Raw genomic sequence first — 23,871 nt, forward strand, 5'->3', positions numbered from 1 at the left:
AAAATGTCTTTAAAGAATAAGAGGATTGAAGTCATGCAGTTTTTGGAAAAAGACGTTGATGCTTTAATGGAAAAGTATTTAATTCCCATTGATACGATATGGCAGCCAACCGATTTTTTACCAAATTCTGAAGCAAAGGATGATGCCTTTTTTGAAGAAATAAGGGAGATTAGGGAACTAGCCAAAGAACTACCGTACGATTTTTGGGTAGTTTTAGTTGGCGATATGATTACTGAAGAAGCGCTGCCCACATACGAATCGTGGCTAATGGATGTTGAAGGCATCAATCAAGTTGATGAAGGCGGCAATGGCTGGTCTAAATGGGTAAAACAGTGGACTGCTGAAGAAAACCGTCATGGCGATGTACTCAACAAATACCTTTACCTTTCAGGTAGGGTGAATATGAAGGAAATCGAAAAAACCACGCAACACCTTATTGCCGATGGTTTTGACATTGGCACAGACCGCGATCCTTATAAAAACTTTGTTTATACCAGTTTTCAAGAATTGGCAACCTATGTTTCGCATAACCGCGTGGCCAAAATTGCCAAGAAAAATGGAAACAAACGATTGGCGAAAATGTGCCAAATTATTTCGGGAGACGAAATGCGCCATCACCACGCGTATTCTGATTTTGTAGATCGTATTTTTAAGGTTGATCCTAGCCAAATGATGATGGCTTTTCATTATATGATGAAACAAAAAATTACCATGCCTGCCCATTTTTTAAGGGAATCTGGAGATAAAATAGGAACCGCTTTTGAAGAGTTTTCAAATACAGCACAGCGCATTGGGGTTTACACCTCAACTGACTATGTTGATATTTTGAAAAAATTGATTGACCGTTGGGAAATTGACAAGATTACAGGCTTGAATGACGAGGCCGAAAAAGCAAGGGATTACCTTATGAAACTTCCTGAAAGAATGTACCGATTGGCAGAACGTATGAAAATACCGGAAAACTCATTTCAATTTAAGTGGGTTGAACCAGCCTTAACAAAGTAAAGCAATAAGAACATAAATTAATTCCTTTCCTAACCGAAAGGAATTTTTATTTTTACTTTATATCAAGTTGAAAAAATGAAATTCGAAAGCAAAAAAGACATATTATTTAGCATCATAATTATTGGTTTAAATACTTTTTTAATTGGTATTCTAATTTTTGGACTCATTGACGGAACGATGAAAAGCCAGGGCTATATCCCAATGATTATAATCTTAGCCGTTGTGTGGCTTTTATTTTGGTTATATTTTGGAACAAGTTATAAGTTATCAAAAGAAGATGGGCTAGTTTATAAAAGTGGTCCTTTCCGCGGAAAAATAGGCACAGATAGAATAACAGAAATTGTTAAAGGAAAAACGCTTTGGGTTGGGTTTAGACCTGCCACATCAAGAAAAGGATTGATTGTTAAATATGACAAATTCAATGAGCTTTATATAAGCCCAAAAACAAATGAATCTTTTATTGAAAAAATTCTTGAATTGAACAGTAAAATTAAAATAACAGCCTAAAGTGCTATTCGGCTAAAAAACATGTACGCTTCAAAAGACATCATCAACAAAACGATAGCCTTCGTAAAAGAAACCTTGGCAGATGCCGAGGGCGGGCACGATTGGTTCCATACCGAAAGGGTTTATAACAATTCATTGCTAATTGCAAAAAGTGAACATGTAGATGAGTTTATCGTAGCCTTAGGCGCACTGCTTCATGATATTGCCGACAGTAAATTTCATGATGGCAATGAAACTGTTGGTCCAAAAATAGCTAGGGAATTCCTGTTCAAATTAAATGTTGATTCAGCAGTTATCGAGCATGTTGTGAATATTATTGAACATATATCCTTCAAAGGTGGCAATGAAGCACAAACATTCAAATCGGCAGAACTGGATGTTATTCAAGACGCTGATCGATTGGATGCGATTGGTGCCATTGGTATTGCCCGATGCTTTAACTATGGAGGTTTTAAAAACAGGGCACTTTATGACCCCGAAATTAAACCCAACCTCAACATGAGCAAAGCCGAGTATAAAAACTCAAATGCACCAACCATCAATCATTTTTATGAAAAACTACTGCTTTTAAAAGACAGAATGAATACCGAAACAGGTAAACGTTTGGCTGCAAAACGGCATGAATTTATGGAACACTATTTAGAGCAGTTTTATAAAGAATGGGAAGGCAGAAATTAGCCATGCTAATACATAAACTCATGTAAGGTAGCCTTATCCTCCTGCTCATACAGCTTAATAACCCTTACGGTTTTACTTTCGTTTGGCTGGGCAAAATTCTCATAAACTGTATATTTTAAATACGTTGGATTTAACGTTGTTTCCTTTTTTAAATTTTTGATGTTGATGATCCATTTTCCTTGTTTTGCATCATCAATAAAAAATTCCTCAATTTGATATCCCTTTTTTAAACCGTCCATTAAACGTTCATTTTTCGCAAAAGTTGAAAGTTCCCAAGTAAAATACTTATTATCTGGATTTACAAATTGAATTTCAAACTCTGCAAAAGGGTCATTCCATTCAAAAACGAATCGCATATCTTTTTTGAAATTGATTGATAGCAAATCTGAAGGCAAATCTTCATAATCAACTTCATTTTTGTGCAACAATACCAAATGACGAAGTTCATTGATTAAAACATCTCTAATTCCAGAAAAATCAAGGTCTTCAATGGTTCCCAAAAGCATCTGTTTGTACAGCAACATCGCTTTGTTATATTCACCCGTATTTTGATAAATTAAAGCCAAATCTCTATAAGCCTGAGTTCGTTTAGGTTCCAACTTCAATATTCTTTTGTAAATATATTTGGCTTCCCCGTATTTATTTAAAGCTTCAAGTTTGTACGCCAAGGTTCTCAGTGCCTTAACGTTATTAAAAGCTAGGTCTGCAATATTGGTAAAGATATTATAGGCCGTCTCCTTGTCCCATCGTTCAAAATATTCTGATGCATCCAGATAAAAGTCAATTGAAGGCTGCTTTAAATTGGCTTTCTGGTTCTTGTAAATAGCCAACGCTTCGTTAAACGATGCAGCACCATATAATTCATCAATATATTTTGAAATTTTGGTGTTGGTTTCTGGGTATAATTTTCCTTCTTCATAATCATTGCCCGTTTTTAGAGCCCAATTTTTTGCTTTCCCTTCTTTATATTGCAAAGCCGTTTTTGTGGTAACCATTATGGCTCCTCCTGCTCCTTCGCTCCCAAACCTATTGGTGGCTGCCAAAGACCTTAAAATGGTTATAGAACTTATGTTTTGAGGTGATATGGATAGAAAATTAAGCGTTTGAATACCATCAACAAAAACCGCAGGTGTTTTCTTCCTGTCCCTAATCCAGATTGTTGGATTTTGCGGTGGGCCTGAAACATTTACCCCAGGCATTTTCCGCAGAATATCCACAAAATATATATCCGCTGGACTTATATCTTCTGCTGCTAGATAAGACGTTGAATAACCATACTTTCTATCCGCCCGTCTAACCATATTATCCCTTGAAACGGTATCTCTTTTTACACCAATAATGCTTATTTTATCCAATAGCTCACCTTCAAATTCAAGCTCTATATCTATATTTTTGTTGTTGGAGACTTCTATTTCCTTCTCCTTTGCCCCAAAATAATTGACAACAATTTTATCTCCATATTGTGCCGGGATGCTATAAGCACCTTCTTGATTGGTAAAAACTTCGGTGTAGGTTCCTTTGATACTCACCGACACGCCTTCTAAAGGCCTTGAGTTGCTACTAATCTTACCATAAACATTGTTTTGGGCACTATTCGCCTCTGGTAAGTTGTAAACATGTCTGTCTTCAATATTAAATTTCATGGCCTTTATTGCAGAATCAGTGGTGTTTTTTGTCAGATTGATGTAATAACCATTTTCTGAGGAGGACATATTCTGAAGCAGATTATGATTGGCATTTTCTGATGAACCAATGCAGAATATAGGGCAACTTAAAGGTTCTCCAACCTCCGAAAGTGTAGAAATCCCGTCTGAAAACAACATGACCAAATCGGACTTAATGCCACTATCTAAAAACACTTTTGAAAAATCCGTTCCACCCTCATAATTCGTATTCTTTAAATAGTTAATAAGCTCATCTGAATTTCCATTGCCTATCTCAAAAGTTTTACTTTCATCTGTTTGAGTGTTGAACTTTGTTACCTGAACAGAAACAGTTTTAAGCTCGTTAAGATATTCTCTTAAAAATTCCATTTCAGTGGCAACATCTCTATTGAAAACCATAGATGCTGAAGTATCCCAAAGTATGGTTATTTCTTGGGGTGGTGTTCTCTTTTCTATCTCATCCTCCTTTTTAGGGTAAGATATAAGTACGCCAAATGCCATTTTAGCATCTTTTATGGGTTTCCATTTATCCTGACTTATGTACCGGGTAAAGGTGCTTCCGTTATTGGTGCCCGCGATGGCAAAACCAACTTGATTTCCAAACACCTCAACCAGCTCAATACTTACAATAATATCATCATCAACTTTAATATTGTAGGGCCTAAGATTAATGGTGTCAATACCTTTATCTTGTTTTACAACATGAAAAATATTTGTAGCCAACAAGTTTTTACCGGGCAACTTCTTTTTTGAATCGTAAACATTGACGCGCAGTTTTAAGCTATCGGAGAGGTTTTCCAAAATCCGAAGTTTTAAATCGAGTAATTTTGAATTTTTCTTGGTTATTTTAATTTTGGTGGCAATTTCTCCTCCCAGAGCAATTTTATCTTTCCAATAACCAAGGGTAAGACCATCGTAATCCAAACTGCCTGTCTCTTTGTTTTCTCTTTGGACAGAGGTAATCAATACTTCATCTAAAGCCAAATTTTGGGGTTCCAAATATATTTTATTGGTTTCAGACAATTTTGAAAACAACTCTGAAGCCTTTATTTGTAACATTTTATAACCTAAAGACGAAAACTGCAATACTTCAAATTTTCCTATATAGTTTTCTTCATATTCTAAATAAAATTTTCCGTTCTCATCACTAACAGTCCCTATACTTTTTCCCCAGAAGCCAATGTTAACATATGGCAACGGTTTGTTTGTACTTTTTTCTAAAACATAGGCCTCAATTTTAATGATGTCTTGGGCAAAAGTGCCATTAAAACTTAATAGTGTTAAGAAGACTATGGTTAAAACTTTATTCATCTTTTTTTTGGAAAGATAAATAAAATTATGGTAATATTTAACCTACAATATTTTTATCGCAATACGCAAAGCTGGATTTTAGATAAAAAAAGGAAAGGTTTAATCCTTCCCTGTTTTTTAGAATATCTATAAACTTCAGGCAATTATTTTGTTTGAAGTATCAGCTTAATTTCTTTCCTATAATTTGATGCGCTCTTACCAGTTATTTCATTAAACTGTTTATTAAAGTGCGAGAAATTATTAAACCCGCACTCAAAACAAATATCCGCGATACTCATCTGGCTTTCATTAAGCAGTTTTGTAGCGTGTACAACTCTATACTCGTTAACCAACTGCGTAAAGGTTTTACCTGTAGCTTTCTTAAAATATCGGCAAAACGCAGGAACGGTCATACTTACTTCGTCTGCTATTTCATCCAATGAAATATGATTTTGGAAGTTCTTGTTCACGTATTTGAAAATCATATCAATTTTTGAACTATCCTGTGCTTCACTCTCAAAAGCAAAACCATCAGCATTTAATAAGGTATAATCATCTGTTTTGGCTAAATAATTCAAGATTTCCAAAAACTTTAAAACACGCTTTAGACCATCATGTTCTAGGAGTTTTTCAATCTTAGGGCCAATTTTCTGTTTGGTTTCAATTTTAAAACGAATACCTTTTTTGGCGCGATCAAAAAGTGCCACAATATTTCCCATTTCTGGGATGTTTAAAAAATCATCACCTAAAAAGTTGGATTTAAACTGAATGGTAGTTTCTGTGCCATTAGCCGTTAATCGGTCTGTAAAACCATTATGCGGCAGGTTAGAGCCTATCAATATTAATTGGCTATTGTTAAAATAAGACAAATGGTTACCAATGTGCGTCTTACCTTGTCCTTTATTTATATATATAAGCTCCAGTTCCGGATGAAAGTGCCAATAGGCATCATTCTTATCCACAGACTCTACATGCTGCTTGACCAACAAAGAGCTTCCAAAGCTTGGACTTATTTTCTTTAATGTGGGTTTCTTATTCATCATAACTTGGGACTATTTTAATGCAAATTTAAAACATATTATGCATACACTGTATATTTAATTACCTTAAATCTATGTTATTTTATCATAACGATATATTAACATTCATTTAACAGTTAATATAGCATAGAAATAGGTCAAAATTGATGTTTTTATAACTTCCCTTTGGTCATATCTTTGTAGTGTTAATTGTTATGAACATCATAGCATTAATAATTAAAAGAATTATTAAGTAAAAAACACTCTTTTTAGAGTTCACAATATTCATTAATAATTAGTTTAATGTCTTATTTAGTTTAGTTTAGTTGGTAAAGTGGGCTGTGGTGGCCCACTTTTTTTTGCTTAAATTTTGCCAGGATACTCTAAAAGATTTCAAAAATTATTTTAACAACTATAACCTTTAATAATTGTAGAATTTATTTTTAAAAAATAAAATGCTTGAGTCAAAATTTACACTATTAACACCTATATATTCTATATTAACACAACCCTAAAATAACGGATAAAATAGCATATAAATGCATTAATTTCAATGCTTTATGAACTAAAAACCCGCTATAACTTTGCAGTGTTGAACGTTAAAAACCTCAAATTATGAAAAGCGTAATGAAACACACAAGAAAAGGAATCTTAATGGTAACCATGATGGCTACCTTGGTAAGTTTCGCAAACGAAAACGATAAATCTGTTGTAAAAGATGATATCAAAAAAACGGCTGTAACATTAACTAATGTAAAAGTTGGTGATTTATTGACCATTAAAGACTACAACGGCCTTGTATTATATAAGGAGTCTATAGAAGCTTCCGGAATTTATCAAAAAGGGTTTGATTTATCTGCTCTTCCTAATGGCGATTACTTCTTTGAAGTTGATAAGGACATGGAAATTAAAATCTTACCTTTTACTGTAAAAGCAAAGAAAGTAACATTTCTTAGGGAAAAAGAAACTTCAGTTTTCAAACCTTATATCAAACAAAAGGATGACATGTTGTTCATTTCAAAACTGTCATTAAGTTTAGAACCTTTAAAAATTAAGATTTATTCTGACAACAACAGCGAATACGAAATGGTGTACTCTGATGTTATTGAAGACACAAAAACCATTGAAAAAGCATACAAGCTTAAAAAAGGTGGTGATTATAAAATAGTACTAAGTTCTAATGAAAGAACATACACGAAATTCATTAATAATTAGTTTAATGTCTTATTTAGTTTAGTTGGTAAAAGTGGGCTGTGGTGGCCCACTTTTTTTATGCCTTGTCTTTTTGTTTTTTTTAAAATTCCCCACGTCACAACAATCACTTTTATAGTCTTTTTAATCTGTTTTATTTTAACCAAAAGCTCGTCTAAACTGATAGCTAAAAAAGTATATAAATACATCAATATCAGTATTTTATAAACAAAAAAGATGTCCTAATTTTAATTCGTTGAACGTTAAAACCCCATATTTATGAAAAACGTAATGAAACATTTTAAAAAAGGAATCTTAATGGTAGCACTGATGGCTACCTCGTTAAGCTTCGCCAAAGAAAAGACATCAGTTTTTATGATTAAAAATGATGCAAAAATGACCTCAATTGCTTTACGCGATGTTAAAAAAGGAAATCTCCTGTTTATTAAAGGTGATAACGGAGCCATTCTTTACAAAGAGTCCATTCAAAAAACTGGGCTGTATAATAAAGGTTTTGATTTAACAAGTCTTCCCGACGGTGAATACCTTTTTGAACTCGATAAAGATTTAGAAATCAGCTCTATTCCTTTTTCGGTAAAATTTGGCTCTGTTGCGTTTTATAAGGAAAAAGAGAAAATCTCGTACAAACCTTATGTTCGCATAAAAGATAATTTGGTTTACATATCAAAACTCGCGCTTAATAAAGAACCCTTTTTGATTGACATCTACTTTACAGGACAAGGATTACCAGAGTTAATGTACTCCAAAGAACTAAAAGGAACCAGAACACCAGGTAAAATTTTCAAATTAACCGGACTTAAAAAAGGCAGCTATAAAATTGTTATGCATGCCGAAGGGAGAAAATTTGTGGAAACCATTAATTAAAGTTTAGCTTCATTAAATTTAAAAGGTGGGTCTTTTGGCTCACCTTTTTTTATGTCCTACAAAAAAACATATTTTCCTTAACCAATTTATTCTAATAATTAATCCCAACTGCAAAATATCTAAATCGTCATAAAATATACACAATTAACACCCAGTTATTCTATATTAATTTAACCAAATATTAATCTAAAAATAACAGATAAAATAGCACACAAATACATTAATATCAATGTTTTACAAAGTTTATTTATAGTATACCTTTGACCTGTTGAACGTTAAAACCCCATATTATGAAAAACGTAATTAAAACCTCGAAAAAAGGAATCTTAATGGTAACCATGTTGGCTGCCTCGTTAAGTTTCGCAACTGAAAAAGCCCCATTTTTAAACATTAAAGATGATGCTAGAAAAATCGCTGTTACTTTTGCAGATGTAAAAGAAGGCAACCTTTTATCTATTAAAGATGAAAACGGAATTATTCTATATAAAGAGTCTATTCAAAAAACTGGAGTTTATACTAAAGGTTTCGATTTAACATCGCTTCCTGATGGTGACTACATTTTTGAATTGAACAAAGATGTGGAAATAACAAGCATTCCGTTTACGGTTAAGGCAAGTGAAGTCCTTTTCAAAAAAGAAATGGAAACAACATTTTTTAAGCCGGTAACCCGAGTTAAGGGAGATTTGGTTTTCATCACCAGACTATCGCTTGAAAAAGCACCCATGGAAATTGAAGTTTATTCCGGAGTTACTGGAACTTACGAACTTATGCACTCTGAAACAGTAACAAACACAGAGCGTGTTGAACGTCTTTACAGATTAACCGGATTGAATAAAGGCGACTACAAAATTGTCTATAAAACAGAAGGTAGAGTATTTACAGAAATCATTAAAAGTTAACATTATCTAACTCAATTCAACTTGAAAGAGCGGGCTTTATAGTCCGCTTTTTTTTGTTAAAATAACTTGAGTTGTCCTTGTTTAAACTGCTCGTGCAAGGCTGTGTTTAATTTCGGAAATGCCTTGTCTTTAAAGTATTTCTGCCTGGCCAAAGCCATAAGATTATTAATTTGTTCGGCTATTTTGCCTTCACCGCGCATTCTTGCACCGTAACGCGAATCGTTTAGGCTACCTCCATGGCAACTTTCTATTTGGTGCAACACTTTATCGGCACGATCTGGCATTGTTTTCTTGATCCAATCGGTAAAAATTTCACCAATGGCGCCGTTAAGCCTAACAATAGTATGCGCTATGGACACGGCTCCATGATCCGCAGCAGCTTTGGCTAAAGGCAAAATTTCATGGCTATTTATTGATGGGATTATAGGTGCTAGCATCACATTAACGGGTATTCCGTGTTCGCTCAATGTTTTTACGGTTTCTAAACGTCTTTTTATAGTTGCTGTTCTGGGCTCTAAAATACGCCTTGTGTCTTCAGAAAGTGAGGTTATGGACACATTAACGCCAATTAAATTATCTTTAGCCAAGGCTTGTAGAAGGTCTAAATCCCTTAAGATTAAAGCATTTTTTGTGATGATACCCACTGGATGTCTGTACTTTAAAAACACTTCCAAACATTTTCGGGTAATTTCAAACTGCTTTTCGGTAGGTTGGTAGCAATCGGTGTTGCCAGACATTACAATGGGGTGTGCCTTCCAACTTTTCTTTTTTAAATGGGCTTCCAAAAGTTTTGGCGCATCTTTTTTTACCAAAATGCGGCGCTCAAAATCCAACCCGGCACTGTATCCCCAATATTCATGGGTGTTTCGGGCATAACAATAAATACAGCCATGTTCGCAGCCTTGGTAAGCATTCATGGAATACATCATGCCCACGTCCGGGCTTTCCACTTTATTGAGGATGGTTTTGGGGAAGGTTTCTAAATATAAGGTTTTGTTATTATCGGCCGTTTCTCCTTCTTTTTGGCAATATTCCAAGAAATCGTCACGCATTTCGTGGCTCAATTCAAAAAAACGGTTGTGGACGTTAAGCTGCGCACCGCGGCCTTTTATAACAGATTTGGGGTTCATAAACATTAAAATTTACAGAGAAACAGAAACATTGCTCTTTAAAGTTAGCCATTATTTAACCCGAAAACTGTTAAAACGAAAATGGGTTATTAACAACTTCATTTTGTAAAAAATTTCAACTACCTTCGTTTAACGACTGATATAAGTCATTAAAACGACACATATCACCAAGTTACCTGCAAGCTAAACCAACCAATGAAAATTTTCAATATAATTACATCAGTTATCCTTACAATTCTGATTTTGTGCATTTCATATTTAATTCCAGAATTTGAAAATATTCAGGTTGACCCAATGGGAGATGGACAATCTGGTATTGGAAAAGGAGTTATTGGACTGATGATATTGGGATTGGGAGTTTTAAGCCTAATTTTTGCAATAATTTATATTCTTCTAATGGTAATTCGAACTACAAACCGAAATAAATGGAGTTACATAAATCTATTGGTATCATTCCTAATTTCAGCTTTTACTTTCATATACTTTTTTGGTTAAAAAATTATTGACTATGTTCCAAGACTCTATCACGCTAAAAAACAGACACCTGAAATTCGTCAAGACAGTTTCTGATAGAGAAATAGTTTATGGACTAAAAAGTAAAAATGGATTTGCAACATCAAGTTCAACTCAATACGAGGATGATAACGGAAAACCAATTGGAATGATATGTTTTTGGGCAGAAAAAGTTAGAGCAAAATCCTGTGCAAAAGACGAATGGAAAAAATACAAAGTGACCGAAATTCCATTAGCCGAATTTATGGAAAATTGGTGTGTTGGAATGGCTAATGATGGACTACTAATCGGAACTCAATTCGACCAAAATCTATTCGGACACGAAGTTGAGCCATTGGACTTGATTTTAGAATTGACGTCTGAATTAAAATCAATAGAAAAAGATTTGAACTTTAAAAAGTTTAATGGAATTGCGGACTTGGAAAAACAAGTAAAGGAAATAGATGAATAAAAAAAGCCAGCAGGTAACAACGTGTAAAAATAATTGCTCGGTTCTAGCCTACTCGGAAAATCCTGCGGATTTTCCTCTGGTTCGTTCCATTTTAGTAAGTTAGTTGCTCGCACACGCAACTATCCTTAAACAAAACGTTAAACGAACCAAAATTCAGCCCCACACTATAAGCAGAGGTAATTGAGAACATCAATTGTGTAGGATAGATTAACTTCAATTGGAAGTATTATCTTTTAACCAATCTTCCTACTCCTATACCCACGTCTGTTCTTATTCGTAATATGTAAATACCTTGAGGTAATGATGATACATCAAGACCTTCCTGATTATCCATAGATTTATTTATCAGCAATTTACCATCAACGGATAGTATTTCTACCAATTGTATATCCTCTGTTTGAAAAGAAATTAGACCATCGGCGGGGTTTGGATAGAAAGAGACCTCTATTTTACCATTAATATCAGTAATTTTTAACGCATCTTCTATAACACATTCATTTGTTAAAGAACCTGAAAGCGAAATCTTTGAGGCTGAATGAATTGGCCAAACTAAACTCTCAAACAAATCTGGCACATTGGCATCATAAGGTTGCACATCATCACGAAGAAAATTCTTTAACGGAGAATTGGAAACCCTAATAGCCTCTACAACACATTTGGCCAACTGCCATGCCCCGTACATATTAAAGTGTGTATTATCTGAAAATGAAGTATTACCCCATGGAAAGTAATTTGCAGGATAATGAACAAATGCATTCTTTGACCCAGTAACCCCAAGTGCTTCAAATAAGTCTTTGCTCATGGCATTTAAGTCAAATAAAGTAATGTTTTGCGACCCAGCAAGCTGGCGCATCGCATCAGGATAATCTCCAAGTGTATTGATTATATTTCCATTAGAATCAAAAGATCTTCTGTTGGTTGACGTAACAAATACTGGAGTTGCTTCTACATTTAACGCCACATTGGCAAAAACCATAAGGTTTTCTTGATATGTTGTATAAGGTTCTACATATGTCCACCCAGATTTTTGATCGTTGTGGGCAAACTCGGAAAACAAGTAATCCCCCATTTTAATTTGAGATTCAATTTTCTTCAATCGTTTTTCACCTTGAAAAGAAAGTAGCGATTCTCCCGATTCAGCGTAATTGGCCACTACAACTTCTGGTTTTAAAAAAATAGGAAATATTTGCCCCCAAGATGTCCAAGGATCATTTTCTTGATCCACAACGGTAGAGTCGCCTGCAAGAAAAATGGTAGGAACATCAACCTCTTCTATTGATAAAGAACGAATGCAAGGATAATAACCAGTAAATTCAAGAGAAAGATAACCATCCCAATTCAATCTGCCTGACTCACCTGTTTTTAACGAAATACTTCCTCCTGTATTAATAATTGGTGACCTCCTGCTAACGATAAACTCCAATGTATCAATAACCCCTGCTGGTGTATCATGGTTATATACCATTAAACGCCTTGATTCTGCTTTTATAGTCGTATTTGAAGCTTCGATTTCGCTACCCACAGCCACCTTTACACGGTAGTTCCCTTCAGGAAGTTCTGCCCAAAAAGCGAAATAGCTACCTGTGGTACAATACGTTTCATTTTTGACAATATCTCCAGTGATACCAAAGGCTATGCCCTCATGCTCCGCAGGCAATACGGAGCTACACTCCACGCCATAATTGGAAACATCTAATCCAAAATCAAAAACTACAGGCCCGTTGGATTGTGAATGGACAAGATTAAAACTTACCCATAAAAAAAGAACTACAATAATTTTTATCGATTTCATCGTACCAAAATTCATGTTTGGAAATAGTTAACACAAAATATTTTGAATAGAACTCAAAATTCAAACAAAAAATTTCAATGAAATTTCTATACATCCAAATAAATGTAGAATCTAGTTTTAACAAATCTCTAATTCCCAGGAAAATCAGCCTTTCGTTTTTCTAAAAATGCAGTGGTGCCTTCGGTAAAATCTTCTGTGCCAAAGCATGTTCCAAACTCGTAAACCTCAACTTCAAAACCGTTTACGCCATCCTTGAAACTGGCATTTATAGCTTTAATGGCTGCACTAATGGCCACAGAAGAATTATTTAAAATTTTACTAGCTATTTTTTCGCAAAGTGGCAATAATTCCTCTTGGGTGGTTACGTGGTTTACCAAGCCATAATTTAAGGCTTTGTTGGCATCAATCATACCTGCGATCATAATCATTTCCATAGCCCTGCCCTTGCCTATTAACTGGGGTAAACGTTGTGTGCCACCGTACCCAGGAATAACGCCCAAACTCACTTCGGGCAAACCCAATTTGGCATTATCACTAGCTATTCTAAAATGGCATGCCATGGCCAATTCCAATCCGCCACCAAGCGCAAAACCATTAACCGCTGCAATAACCGGGGTTGATAGATTTTCCAAAAAATCGAACAGTATTTTTTGTCCGTTGGCCGCTAACCTTTTACCCTCCTCGACACTAAAATTTGCAAATTCACTAATGTCGGCACCGGCTACAAAGGCCTTTTCACCACTTCCTGTTATAATAATGACTTTAGTGTTTTTATCCTTGTTTGCTTTATCGAAAGCATCGTGAAGTTCGTTAATGGTTTCCTTGTTTAAGGCATTCAGCTTTTTAGGTCGGTTTATGGTTATCGTGGTAATTCCGTTATCCGATTCAAATAAGATGTTATTGTAGCTCATATTAATCGATTTCTTTGTGATGAGATTTCTGTTTACTTTGAAATTTATGCTTTAGGAAACGTTACTTTAAAGGTTGTACCTTTACCTTTTTCCGTATCAAATGAAATGGTTCCTTTATAGGTTTCCACAATGTTTTTCACCATAGCCAAACCAAGGCCCATGCCGCTTGTTTTGGTGGTAAACTTGGGCTCGAATACCTTGTTTTTGTTTTCTTCTGCCACACCTACACCGTTGTCGGCCACGGTTATAAATACGCTTTTCGCTTCAGTACCTACCTTAATTTCTATTTTGGGTGTTTGGCTTTCTGGAATGGCCTGTATACTATTTTTTACCAAATTAGTGACCACGCGAATGAGTTGCGAGCGGTCAAATTTTGCAATAATTTCTTCAGATTCCGCCTGAAATACAATGTAATCTTCATTAAAAATATCCAACGCCAATTTAACGATTTTTACCACGTTAAGCGTTTCACTCTGTTGGGCGGGCATTTTGGCAAAGTTTGAAAATGCCGAAGCAATGGCGCTCATGGTATCGATTTGCTGGATGAGCGTTTTGCTGTATTCATCAACCTTTTTGTGGATGTTTTCATCATTTGGATTAAACTTACGTTGGAAATTTTGCACCGTTAAGCGCATAGGAGTTAACGGATTTTTAATTTCGTGGGCCACTTGTTTGGCCATTTCGCGCCAAGCCTGTTCGCGCTCACTTCGCGCCAATTGAATGGCACTTTCCTCCAACTCGTCAATCATACTGTTATAGGAGTTCACCAAAGTGGAGATTTCTTCGCTGGTATCGTCAACATCAATTTTTTGATTGCGTTTTTCAAGTCGCGTTGTGTTTATTTTATCACTAATGGTCTTTAATGATTTTGTTATGTATTTAGAAAGCCAAAACGCAATAATAATGGCCATAACTAGCACAATCGTAAAAGCAAAACCCAATCGCTTTAAAAATTCTTCAAGCTCTTTTTGTAGAAAATCGTCCTTTTCAAGATAAGGGATGTTCAATATGGCCAAGGGTTTCGACTTTTGGTCTAAGATGAAAGTGTACGACGACTGAAAAGTTTCTCCGTTTTCTTTATGAATATCCACATAGCGGTGCCTAGCCAACTCGGATTCGCGGTTAAACTCTACGGTGTTGTTTATGGCGTTCATTATTTCAGCATCCAAACATTTCTCAGCAACATTAGTTTGAAGCCCTGCTTTGGATGAGATTAGTAAACCACCTTCCAAATCGTATAAATTGATTTGCAGTTTATGGATATCGGCAATATTGTAGATTTCTTCCTTAAATATGAAAGGAATATTATCAGTCTTTACTTCCCAGGTATTTTGCCTGCCATTTAAAACCCGTTTTAAATGGGTTTGAATACTCCCTTCCTTGCGCTCCAATCGGCCTTCATGGTAATCTTGGCTTTGCTCTCTGTATTGGTAAATAGCCACTGCCGAAATAAGCATGGACGCCAACAACACCAAGAGTATCATGGCCAAAAAGATGCGGGTGCGTAAGGAAAATTTTTTGAGTTTCATTCAGAATTTTAATGCTTAAATATAGCAATAATCAAACCAAAGACCCTAAGGGTCATTTAAAATAAAGTGAACGCCTAAAAAGTTAATTATTTTGAATTGTTTAGGCCTCAGGGTTTTTGTCCCTAATGTTCTTATAGACTTTATAGCCAAACATGATAAGAACGCCTAAAACGATGATGCCTACAACGCCCAAAACCCAATTTATGGCACTTTTTAGGATGACCAAAAACACAACCGCAAAAAGAATAAACGTGGCGCCCTCATTCCAAATGCGCATAAAACTAGAGGGTTTTTTTACCACATCGTTTTGTAGTTGCTTGAAATATTGGTGCGTTTTTAAATGATAAATGAAAAGCAGAACCACAAAGCCTAATTTTACGTGCATCCATGGTTGTTGCAACCAAAAGGGCTGTAAAATTAATAGCCAAACCGCAAAAAGTGTGGCTAAAATAGCGGAAGGCCAGGTAATGATATACCAAAGGCGTTTGGCCATAAGCTTTAACTGTTTCCCTAAAATTTCCTTATCTGGTGAAGGCTTATGGAAGGCTTCAATTTGATACACAAACAATCTGGGAATGTAAAACAGGCCCGCAAACCAAGTAATAACAAAAATAAGATGAAAGGCTTTTATGTAAGCGTAATATTCCATGGTTATAAATTGGAAGTTAGAACATCTTCTGGGTTCAAGTTCTTAATTATTTCCCTATTTAAAAAATAGGCCGTTACAATGGTTGCCAAAATATCCGATATAGGAAATGATACCCAAACACCTAGCTCATCCCAAAATAAGGGTAAAATTAATATCAATGGAATAAAGAAAAATCCTTGTCGGCACAATGTAAGCAGAAGTGCTTGCTTGGCTTTTCCAATAGCCTGAAAATAGGCCGCTCCTATAAGTTGCAATGCAATTATTGGTGTTGCAGCAAAAACCCAGCGCATGGCTGACGGTGTTTCCTTTATCACTTCAACATCGTGAGTGAACAATTTGGTAATGGATTCCGGAAATACCATAAGCAAAATAAAAACCACTGTAGCCAATCCTGCAGCATATTTTATGGCCGTGTAAATGGTCTGTTTTACCCTGTCGTATTTTAAAGCGCCATAATTAAACCCAGCAATGGGCAAAAAGCCTTGAGTAACACCATAAACTGGGAAAAGCGCAAACATGAGCATTCGTCCAACAATGGCGTAAGCGGTGACCGAAGATTCCCCTCCCAAATGGAACAAAATATTGTTCATGAACAGGTAAGTAATGCTAACCACGGCTTGTCTTGCAAGGGTTACAAACCCCAAAGAGCTGATTTCAGAAACAATAGGTCTATCCAATCCAAAATGCGAAAAGTTTATTTTTAATTCTGAGTTTTTGGATAAGAAAAACCACAATATAAAGGCAAAACACAACAAATAGGATCCGGTGGTAGCCCAAGCAGCACCAGCCATTCCAAAATCCAAAACATTTATTAAAAGATAATCTAAAATTAAATTTGAGATTGACGGAATCATCATGGCATACATAGCAAATTTTGGCTTGCCTTCTGCCCTGATTACCGTGTTTCCCATCATACAAAGCGCTAAAAATGGTACGCCATAGAGTACAATGACATAATAGATTTTTGCGGGTTCCAAAATGTTGCCTTTGCCCCCAAACGCAGGTACAATGCCGTCAACAAACCACAACCCGAAAACAACCATGGTTATGGTAAGCAATAAAGTAAGTGTTATTTGGTTGCCAAAAGTTTTAAGGGCTTTATCGTGATTGTTGGCACCCAATGCCCTTGAAATAATGGAAGAACCGCCAACCCCAATGGACATCCCCAAGGCTGCAATAAAAAACGATACCGGCAATACAACATTAATGGCGGCTATAGCAATGGAACCTATCCAATTGCCAACAAAAATAGTGTCGATTAAAATATTGAGCGACATCACCAAAATACCAATGGATGCAGGAACTGCTTGTTTTATGAGCAATTTGCCAATAGGCTCTGTACCTAAATCTTGTGCTGATATTTTCGCCATTAAACTGCCAAAGTTTCAGAAGTTGCCCAATGGTTTATCCATTTTGATAACAAATCCACAAATTCCTTGTCGTCGTTTAAGCACGGAATTGTGGTAAAATCTTTTCCGCCGATTTCATGAAAAATCTCCTGACCTTCCATGGCTATTTCCTCAAGGGTTTCCAAACAATCGCTCACAAAAGCAGGCGTAACAATGGCCATGTTTTTTATGCCTTGTTTTCCTAAACGCTCAATGGTTCTGTCGGTGTAAGGTTGTAACCATGGATCGAATCCTAAACGAGACTGAAAGGACGTAGAGTATGTACCTTCCTTAAGTTGAAGGTTTTCTGCCACCAATCGGGTAACTTCCAAACATTGGTGGCGATAACAAAACTCATGCGCCTTGCTTGGCATAACACAGCAACTGCCGTCTATTTTGCAATGCGATTTGGTAACATCGCTTTTGCGTATATGCCGTTCTGGAACACCATGGTACGAAAACAACAAATGCTCGTAATTTTTATCTTTTAAATGATTTTTTATGGAGTTGGAAAGCACCTCAATATAATCGGGTTTGTTGTAAAACGCCGGCACCGATTCTATTTTCAAATTCGGAAAATATTGTTGACGTAGCTCTTCGGCCAAAACCGTAATGGTTTCGGTAGTTGCCATGGCAAACTGCGGATACAAAGGAAAAAGCAAAACTTCTTCAACCCCTTTATCAACCAATTCTTGAAGACCTTTTCTTATGGTCATGCTACCATAACGCATAGCCAAAGCAACTGGAACCTCAATTTGTTTTTGGATTTTCTTTTGAAGGCGTTCTGAAATCACGATGAGTGGCGAGCCTTCTTCCCACCATATTTTTTTGTAGGCCGCAGCCGAAGCTTTGGGTCGGGTCTTTAAAATAATACCCCTTACCAGTAATGCCCGAGCTGTGTAGGGAATATCAATTACGCGCTCGTCCATTAAAAATTCGCCTAAATATTTTTTTACATCTTTGGGTTCTGGGCTATCTGGCGACCCAAGATTGACCAATAAAATGCCTTTTTTCATCTATTATCTCTAAAATTATCTATTCAAACAATACAAAATACCCCCGAGCAAATGCTTTCTAAATTCTGGCTCGGCATATGATTCTTCGGTATGTCCCAATCCCGTATAGAACATTCTACCACCATCAAACTCTTGACACCAAGCTATTGGGTGAAAATCGCCATGTTTACCTCCCTCATAACTCGATTCATCAAGGTTCAAAAGTACATGAATATTTTCGCTTATGTTTTTAAAATTATACCATTCGTCAAAATGCACCCATTTTATTGGCAGATGCTTTGTAGATGCGTGATTACTTTCAACTATATTAATCGTGGCCTCAGCTTGTTTTGGGTGATTTAAAAAATAAGCACCCACTAATTTACCGTACCATTCCCATTCAAATTCGGTATCTGTAGCCGAATGTATCCCCATAAAACTTCCACCGTTATTGATGTAATTCTTAAAAGCGGTTTCCTGCTCGCTGTTCAATACATCACCGGTAGTGTTGAGAAAAATAATTAACTGGAATTGCTTTAAGGCTTCATTTGAAAACATATCGGCATCTTCGGTATGTGTTACTTTAAAATCATGTTCCATACCCAAACCTTGAATGGTTTTAACTCCTGTTTCAATAGATTTATGCCTGAAACCCTCGGTTTTTGAAAAAACCAAAACACTATTTGATGCATTGCATGATAGTACATAAAGGCCAAAGAGGAAAACTAAAACGGGCTTTAAAAAACTATTTTTCCTTGTTTTCCAGTTTTTGCTCATGGTATAATATTGGGCGTTCTTCATTATAATCACAATCTTGGAAAATACCACATGACACATTAGTGCGAGCCAAAGATTTTGTGATTTCAAATTGTTTTGACAAGGCTTCAATTTCTGGGGTTAAATACTTCATAACATTTGGGTTTTTAAATATCTTATGGTACAGTATAACTCATCATAACCCGAAAAATTTTACCAAGATTTTTCAAAAATTATGGTTTTTGTTATATCAATAAATTCTAATCGAAAGCTTTCTTTAAAGTTGTAATAGGTTGTATCTGATCCGCCAACTTTCTCTTTTATTTCTGAAAAAAATCTACCTCCTCCATTTTGTATTTTTCTTGAAATTAAAGTATTAGAAATTATTTCATTTTTTAAATTTAAATACTCATTAGCATAACCCATTTTAATAACTCCAGCCTGCCAACCATCACTCAAAACCTGAGAAAAATAGCTCTTGTCAGTTATTTTTGCCGATTCCGGTAGTTCAACCATAGTTGCTTTTTCAAAAAGCTTAATATAGTTTCTATCATTTGGCGGGCTATCGTCGCTTCCAAAAATATAATTTAACCTAACTAAGTAGAAAACGGGCACTGAAAAAATAATGATTAAAATGCAAATGCCAAAAATTAGCCTTTCTTTACTATTTTTAAAATTCATTATTTTAATTTAAAGACATAATATACTTTTTTGGCGTAGTGCCATATTTCTTTTTAAAGGCCGAAATAAAATGGCTTGATGTGCTATAACCTACTCTATGCCCTACTTCATTCACATTATTCTCGCCTGATTCCAACAGTTTTCGAGCCACTTCCATCTTATAGTCGAACAAAAAGCTAAAAACTGAATCACCATAAATTTGTTTAAAGCCTTCTTTTAGCTTTTTGAGACTAAGCCCAATTTCATCGGCCAATTCCTGCAAACTTGGTGGCTCTGCCATACGTGCCACGATAATATCCTTGGCTTTTCTAATTTTTATCACATTGGTTTCATCAACCAAAAATGGGCACTGCTCAATATCAGCTTCCTCACTTCTGTTAAAATATAAGCTTAACAGTTCATATGCTTTTCCTTTAAAATAAATGGATTTGATGGATTGGTTGAGGTTGTAATTAATTATTTGGTTGAGCACAATGGCCATTGAGGGTGAGATAACACCGTCTTTATAATATTTTTTGTCACGGTTATCTTCGCTTAAAAACGTAATATAATTGGCCTCTTGAGAAAAAAGTCCGTGGAATTTTTTTATCGAAATCAATATGGAAACCATCCATGAATGCGGATTTATTTCCAAATTAATGGGAAGCTCGCGCTGCGGGTTGTACAACAATAATGAATTCTCCTCAAGAATATTCAATCTGTACCTGCCCTCGTTAAAAACGAATTGGCTGGAACCCTTTACACAAAAATGAAATTGGATATAATCGCTATCTATTTCTTTAACAAGGTTTTGCACTTCGCTAGCTTCGTTTTTATAAGCCAGAACAACAAAACCATCATCTACTTTTGTTTCTTCAAAAGAACTTTTGGCGATACTTTTTCCTTCCTTAAATTCTTGATTCATATTTCTTTTATTTAGATTCGTTCTAAATTGAATCGTTAAAACCTGCCGAATACCCTACAAAAGTATGACATTTATCATGTTTTTTAAAAAAACATCGACAAAAAACCACAAACGACACTAATAGTTCTTTTAGCGTTATTTTTTTTAACGTCATCCGTATACTTTTGCTTCACATTATCAGGTATTAGCATGCAGAAGTACAATATTTCGCGAAGTAATTACTTTTATGCCATTGGTTTGAGCTATAAAAAAGCCGATGCAGACATAAGAGGGCACTTTAGTTTAGACGATGAAGCTAAAATAGCATTGCTTGCCCAAGCCAAAGCTAACGATATTGAAAGCTTGGTGGTGACTTCAACTTGTAATCGTACCGAAATTTACGGTTTTGCGCAGCATCCTTTTCAACTCATTCAATTGCTTTGCGATAATACCAGAGGTACCGTTGAAGAATTTCAAAAGGTAGCCTATGTTTTCAAAAACAAAGAAGCCATTGCGCACATGTTTCGCGTTGGTTCTGGTCTAGACAGCCAAATTTTGGGTGATTTTGAGATTATTAGCCAGTTAAAACAAAGCGCCAAATTATCTCGCAAGCATGGATTGTTAAACCATTTTACTGAACGATTAGTCAATGCGGTTATTCAGGCGAGCAAACGTATAAAAACCGAAACCGATATTTCATCTGGTGCTACTTCAGTATCTTTTGCTTCGGTACAATATATTTTGAATACGGTTGAAGACGTTGCCAACAAAAATATTCTTCTTTTTGGAACAGGGAAAATAGGCAGGAACACTTGTGAAAACTTGGTAAAGCACACCAAGAATGAACATATAACGCTCATTAACAGAACCAAGGATAAAGCTGAACAAATTGCCGGAAAATTCAATTTAATCGTTAAAGATTATGCGAATTTACAAGAAGAAATCAACAATTCTGATATTTTGATTGTTGCTACCGGTGCACAACGCCCAACCATTGACAAGCACATTATACAATCGAAAAAAAACCTTTTGATTTTAGACTTATCTATTCCAAAAAATGTGAATGCCAATGTTGAGGAATTAAACAATGTTTTGCTGGTTCATCTTGACCATTTATCGAAAATCACCGATGAAACTTTAGAAGCGAGAAAACAGCATATTCCTTCGGCCGAAGCTATAATTGAAGAAGTAAAAGCTGAATTTAACAGTTGGTTGGAAACCCGAAAATTTGCGCCAACCATAAAGGCCTTAAAACATAAACTTGCAGATTTCGCCGCTGCGGAATTGGACGCGCAACGTAAAAAAACTGTTGATTTTAATGAAGCTCAAGCCGAAATTATTAGCAATAATATCATTCAAAAAATCACTAACCACTTTGCACATCATTTAAAAGAAGATGATGTTTCTACAGACGAAAGTTTAGAACTTATCAAAAAAGTGTTTCAGTTAGAAGAACCTCAAAAAACGAATGTCTAAAACCATTAGAATTGGTACGCGTGATAGTGAATTGGCAATATGGCAAGCCAATATTGTAAAACAGCAACTCGAAAATTTAGGCCACAAAACCGAACTTGTTCCGGTAAAATCTACAGGCGATTTAGTACTTGACAAACCGCTTTATGAATTGGGCATAACTGGAATCTTTACCAGAACTTTAGACATTGCCATGCTAAACCACGATATTGACATTGCAGTGCATTCCCTTAAAGATGTACCAACTGTTTTACCAAAAGGCATTGTTCAAGCCGCGGTTTTAAAGCGTGGAAACGTAAACGATACTCTGGTTTTTAAGAATAACGAAGAGTTTTTAGGGGCAAAAAATGCCATTGTTGCTACTGGTAGCTTGCGAAGAAAAGCCCAATGGCTGAATCGATTCCCCACACATACCATTGTGGATTTGCGTGGAAATGTCAATTCACGCCTGCAAAAACTGGATGACAATGAAGATTGGAACGGTGCTGTTTTTGCTGCTGCGGGTATTGGCAGAATAGGCATACGTCCGGAAAACGCAGTGAATTTGGATTGGATGATTCCTGCGCCGGCACAAGGCGCCATCATGATTACGGCATTAGAGGAAGATGAATTTGTTAGAAGCGCTTGTGCCGAACTTAACCACAAAGAAACCGAGATTTGCACCACTATTGAACGCGAGTTTTTAAATAAACTTGAGGGTGGCTGTACAGCGCCCATTGGTGCATTGGCTTTTATGAAAGACGAGGAAGTTCATTTTAAAGGTGTATTGTTGAGTGCCAACGGCAGTAAGCGAATTGACGTAACCCGCGTTGAAAAACTTGGGAAACACGAAAACATGGCTCAATTTTGTGCCGATTTCATTATAGAACGTGGTGGTAAACGTTTGATGGATACCATAAAGCAATCCAATAAAAAAACGAACATCTATTCAACAAAATCGCTTACTGAAGACCAACGTTTATTGTTCAACGAAAAGGTGATTTCTGATAGTTCAGATTTTATAAAAATTAGCCTGAACCGTATTCGACCTCAAATACTTAGGTCTGAAATTCAAAATGTCATCATCACCAGTAAAAATGCCGTAGAATCGTTAACGACCAACTATTCTGCCGTTGAATTACAGTTTAAAAACATCTACTGCGTTGGGCGGAGAACAAAACGACTCATTGAAAAGAAAATAGGCAAAGTAACCCATGCCGAAAATAACGCTGAAAGTTTAGCGAATTATTTGGTTGAATTTATTGAAGGCACCGAAGTTACCTATTTTTGTAGTGATTTAAGATTGGATGTACTACCAACCATATTGGCAGAAAACCATATAAATGTAAACGAAGTTGAAGCCTACCAAACCAAATACGATGGCTTAAAAATTGATGAGTCGGTTGAAGGCGTTATGTTTTATAGCCCATCAACGGTTGAAAGCTTCGTTCAAAAAAACAAAGTAGAGGTGATTGCCTTCTGTATTGGTGAAACCACAGCGAAAGAAGCTAGAAAGCATTTTGACGATGTACGCGTTGCAAAAGTACCAACTGTTGAGAGCGTCATAGAACTAGTAAACGAACATTATGTTTAAATCGTCATA

The 23,871-nt window shown here is 35.8% G+C and carries 22 protein-coding genes; 9 read left to right on the top strand and 13 right to left on the bottom strand.

Annotated features, from left to right (window positions below):
• Nucleotides 1-3: 3 nt before the first annotated feature.
• From WJN01_RS02980 to WJN01_RS02990, 3 genes are all read left to right on the top strand, one after another.
• Entirely contained in the window at nt 4-1,005 is a 1,002-nt protein-coding gene (locus WJN01_RS02980) for an acyl-ACP desaturase (protein ID WP_445195671.1), read from the top strand.
• Nucleotides 1,006-1,080: 75 nt separating this feature from the next.
• Entirely contained in the window at nt 1,081-1,512 is a 432-nt protein-coding gene (locus WJN01_RS02985; protein ID WP_445195672.1) for a PH domain-containing protein, read from the top strand.
• A gap of 21 nt (nt 1,513-1,533) precedes the next feature.
• Nucleotides 1,534-2,190: an HD domain-containing protein gene (locus tag WJN01_RS02990; protein ID WP_445195673.1), complete on the top strand. Its 657-nt coding sequence runs from the start codon at nt 1,534-1,536 to the stop codon at nt 2,188-2,190.
• 5 nt (nt 2,191-2,195) lie between these two features.
• On the opposite strand, the gene WJN01_RS02995 is transcribed toward WJN01_RS02990, so the two are convergent.
• Complete coding sequence (locus WJN01_RS02995; protein WP_445195674.1) at nt 2,196-5,165, bottom strand: carboxypeptidase-like regulatory domain-containing protein; 2,970 nt, start codon at nt 5,163-5,165, stop codon at nt 2,196-2,198.
• A gap of 143 nt (nt 5,166-5,308) precedes the next feature.
• Nucleotides 5,309-6,187, bottom strand: a complete 879-nt coding sequence (locus tag WJN01_RS03000; protein ID WP_445195675.1) for an AraC family transcriptional regulator — start codon at nt 6,185-6,187, stop codon at nt 5,309-5,311.
• A 603-nt stretch (nt 6,188-6,790) separates the two neighbouring features.
• Here WJN01_RS03000 and WJN01_RS03005 point away from each other — a divergent pair.
• From WJN01_RS03005 to WJN01_RS03015, 3 genes are all read left to right on the top strand, one after another.
• The gene (locus WJN01_RS03005; RefSeq protein ID WP_445195676.1) at nt 6,791-7,378 is read left to right on the top strand and encodes a hypothetical protein; all 588 of its coding nucleotides are present in this window, start codon (nt 6,791-6,793) and stop codon (nt 7,376-7,378) included.
• A gap of 255 nt (nt 7,379-7,633) precedes the next feature.
• A complete protein-coding gene (locus WJN01_RS03010; protein ID WP_445195677.1) occupies nt 7,634-8,239 on the top strand; it encodes a hypothetical protein in 606 nt (201 codons plus the stop codon).
• Between the two features lie 290 nt (nt 8,240-8,529).
• Nucleotides 8,530-9,138 (top strand): hypothetical protein, encoded by a 609-nt coding sequence (locus WJN01_RS03015; RefSeq protein ID WP_445195678.1) that lies wholly within the window; start codon nt 8,530-8,532, stop codon nt 9,136-9,138.
• A gap of 56 nt (nt 9,139-9,194) precedes the next feature.
• Here the strand turns inward: WJN01_RS03015 and WJN01_RS03020 are convergent, their stop codons facing one another.
• Nucleotides 9,195-10,268, bottom strand: coding sequence for a PA0069 family radical SAM protein (locus WJN01_RS03020; protein ID WP_445195679.1), 1,074 nt, complete (start codon nt 10,266-10,268; stop codon nt 9,195-9,197).
• A gap of 508 nt (nt 10,269-10,776) precedes the next feature.
• On the opposite strand from WJN01_RS03020, the gene WJN01_RS03025 reads away from it, so the two are divergent.
• Nucleotides 10,777-11,232: a DUF2750 domain-containing protein gene (locus WJN01_RS03025; protein ID WP_445195680.1), complete on the top strand. Its 456-nt coding sequence runs from the start codon at nt 10,777-10,779 to the stop codon at nt 11,230-11,232.
• Nucleotides 11,233-11,458: 226 nt separating this feature from the next.
• Here the strand turns inward: WJN01_RS03025 and WJN01_RS03030 are convergent, their stop codons facing one another.
• From WJN01_RS03030 to WJN01_RS03075, 10 genes are all read right to left on the bottom strand, one after another.
• Nucleotides 11,459-13,024: a T9SS type A sorting domain-containing protein gene (locus WJN01_RS03030; RefSeq protein ID WP_445195681.1), complete on the bottom strand. Its 1,566-nt coding sequence runs from the start codon at nt 13,022-13,024 to the stop codon at nt 11,459-11,461.
• 128 nt (nt 13,025-13,152) lie between these two features.
• Complete coding sequence (locus tag WJN01_RS03035) at nt 13,153-13,935, bottom strand: enoyl-CoA hydratase/isomerase family protein (RefSeq protein ID WP_445195682.1); 783 nt, start codon at nt 13,933-13,935, stop codon at nt 13,153-13,155.
• Between the two features lie 44 nt (nt 13,936-13,979).
• On the bottom strand, nt 13,980-15,464 hold the full coding sequence (locus WJN01_RS03040; protein ID WP_445195683.1) for a sensor histidine kinase: 1,485 nt from the start codon (nt 15,462-15,464) through the stop codon (nt 13,980-13,982).
• Between the two features lie 100 nt (nt 15,465-15,564).
• Nucleotides 15,565-16,113 carry a CopD family protein gene (locus WJN01_RS03045; protein ID WP_445195684.1) on the bottom strand — a complete coding sequence of 183 codons (549 nt, stop codon included), beginning with the start codon at nt 16,111-16,113 and terminating at the stop codon, nt 15,565-15,567.
• Between the two features lie 2 nt (nt 16,114-16,115).
• Nucleotides 16,116-17,483: an MATE family efflux transporter gene (locus WJN01_RS03050; RefSeq protein ID WP_445195685.1), complete on the bottom strand. Its 1,368-nt coding sequence runs from the start codon at nt 17,481-17,483 to the stop codon at nt 16,116-16,118.
• Entirely contained in the window at nt 17,483-18,517 is a 1,035-nt protein-coding gene (gene hemH / locus WJN01_RS03055) for a ferrochelatase (RefSeq protein ID WP_445195686.1), read from the bottom strand. The genes WJN01_RS03050 and hemH overlap by 1 nt, the downstream gene beginning before the upstream one ends.
• Nucleotides 18,518-18,532: 15 nt before the next feature.
• Nucleotides 18,533-19,297 carry a ThuA domain-containing protein gene (locus tag WJN01_RS03060; protein ID WP_445195687.1) on the bottom strand — a complete coding sequence of 255 codons (765 nt, stop codon included), beginning with the start codon at nt 19,295-19,297 and terminating at the stop codon, nt 18,533-18,535.
• Nucleotides 19,242-19,406: a hypothetical protein gene (locus WJN01_RS03065; RefSeq protein ID WP_445195688.1), complete on the bottom strand. Its 165-nt coding sequence runs from the start codon at nt 19,404-19,406 to the stop codon at nt 19,242-19,244. The genes WJN01_RS03060 and WJN01_RS03065 overlap by 56 nt, the downstream gene beginning before the upstream one ends.
• A gap of 59 nt (nt 19,407-19,465) precedes the next feature.
• Nucleotides 19,466-19,933, bottom strand: coding sequence for a hypothetical protein (locus WJN01_RS03070; protein WP_445195689.1), 468 nt, complete (start codon nt 19,931-19,933; stop codon nt 19,466-19,468).
• Between the two features lie 4 nt (nt 19,934-19,937).
• A complete protein-coding gene (locus WJN01_RS03075; protein ID WP_445195690.1) occupies nt 19,938-20,837 on the bottom strand; it encodes an AraC family transcriptional regulator in 900 nt (299 codons plus the stop codon).
• Between the two features lie 189 nt (nt 20,838-21,026).
• Between WJN01_RS03075 and hemA the strand changes: the two genes are divergently transcribed.
• Both hemA and hemC read left to right on the top strand, forming a co-directional pair.
• A complete protein-coding gene (gene hemA, locus WJN01_RS03080) occupies nt 21,027-22,292 on the top strand; it encodes a glutamyl-tRNA reductase (RefSeq protein ID WP_445195691.1) in 1,266 nt (421 codons plus the stop codon).
• Nucleotides 22,285-23,862, top strand: coding sequence for a hydroxymethylbilane synthase (gene hemC, locus WJN01_RS03085; RefSeq protein ID WP_445195692.1), 1,578 nt, complete (start codon nt 22,285-22,287; stop codon nt 23,860-23,862). The genes hemA and hemC overlap by 8 nt, the downstream gene beginning before the upstream one ends.
• Nucleotides 23,863-23,871: the final 9 nt, after the last annotated feature.

The organism is Tamlana sedimenti (genome assembly GCF_038148895.1).
In the GTDB taxonomy this organism is placed as follows: domain Bacteria; phylum Bacteroidota; class Bacteroidia; order Flavobacteriales; family Flavobacteriaceae; genus Tamlana.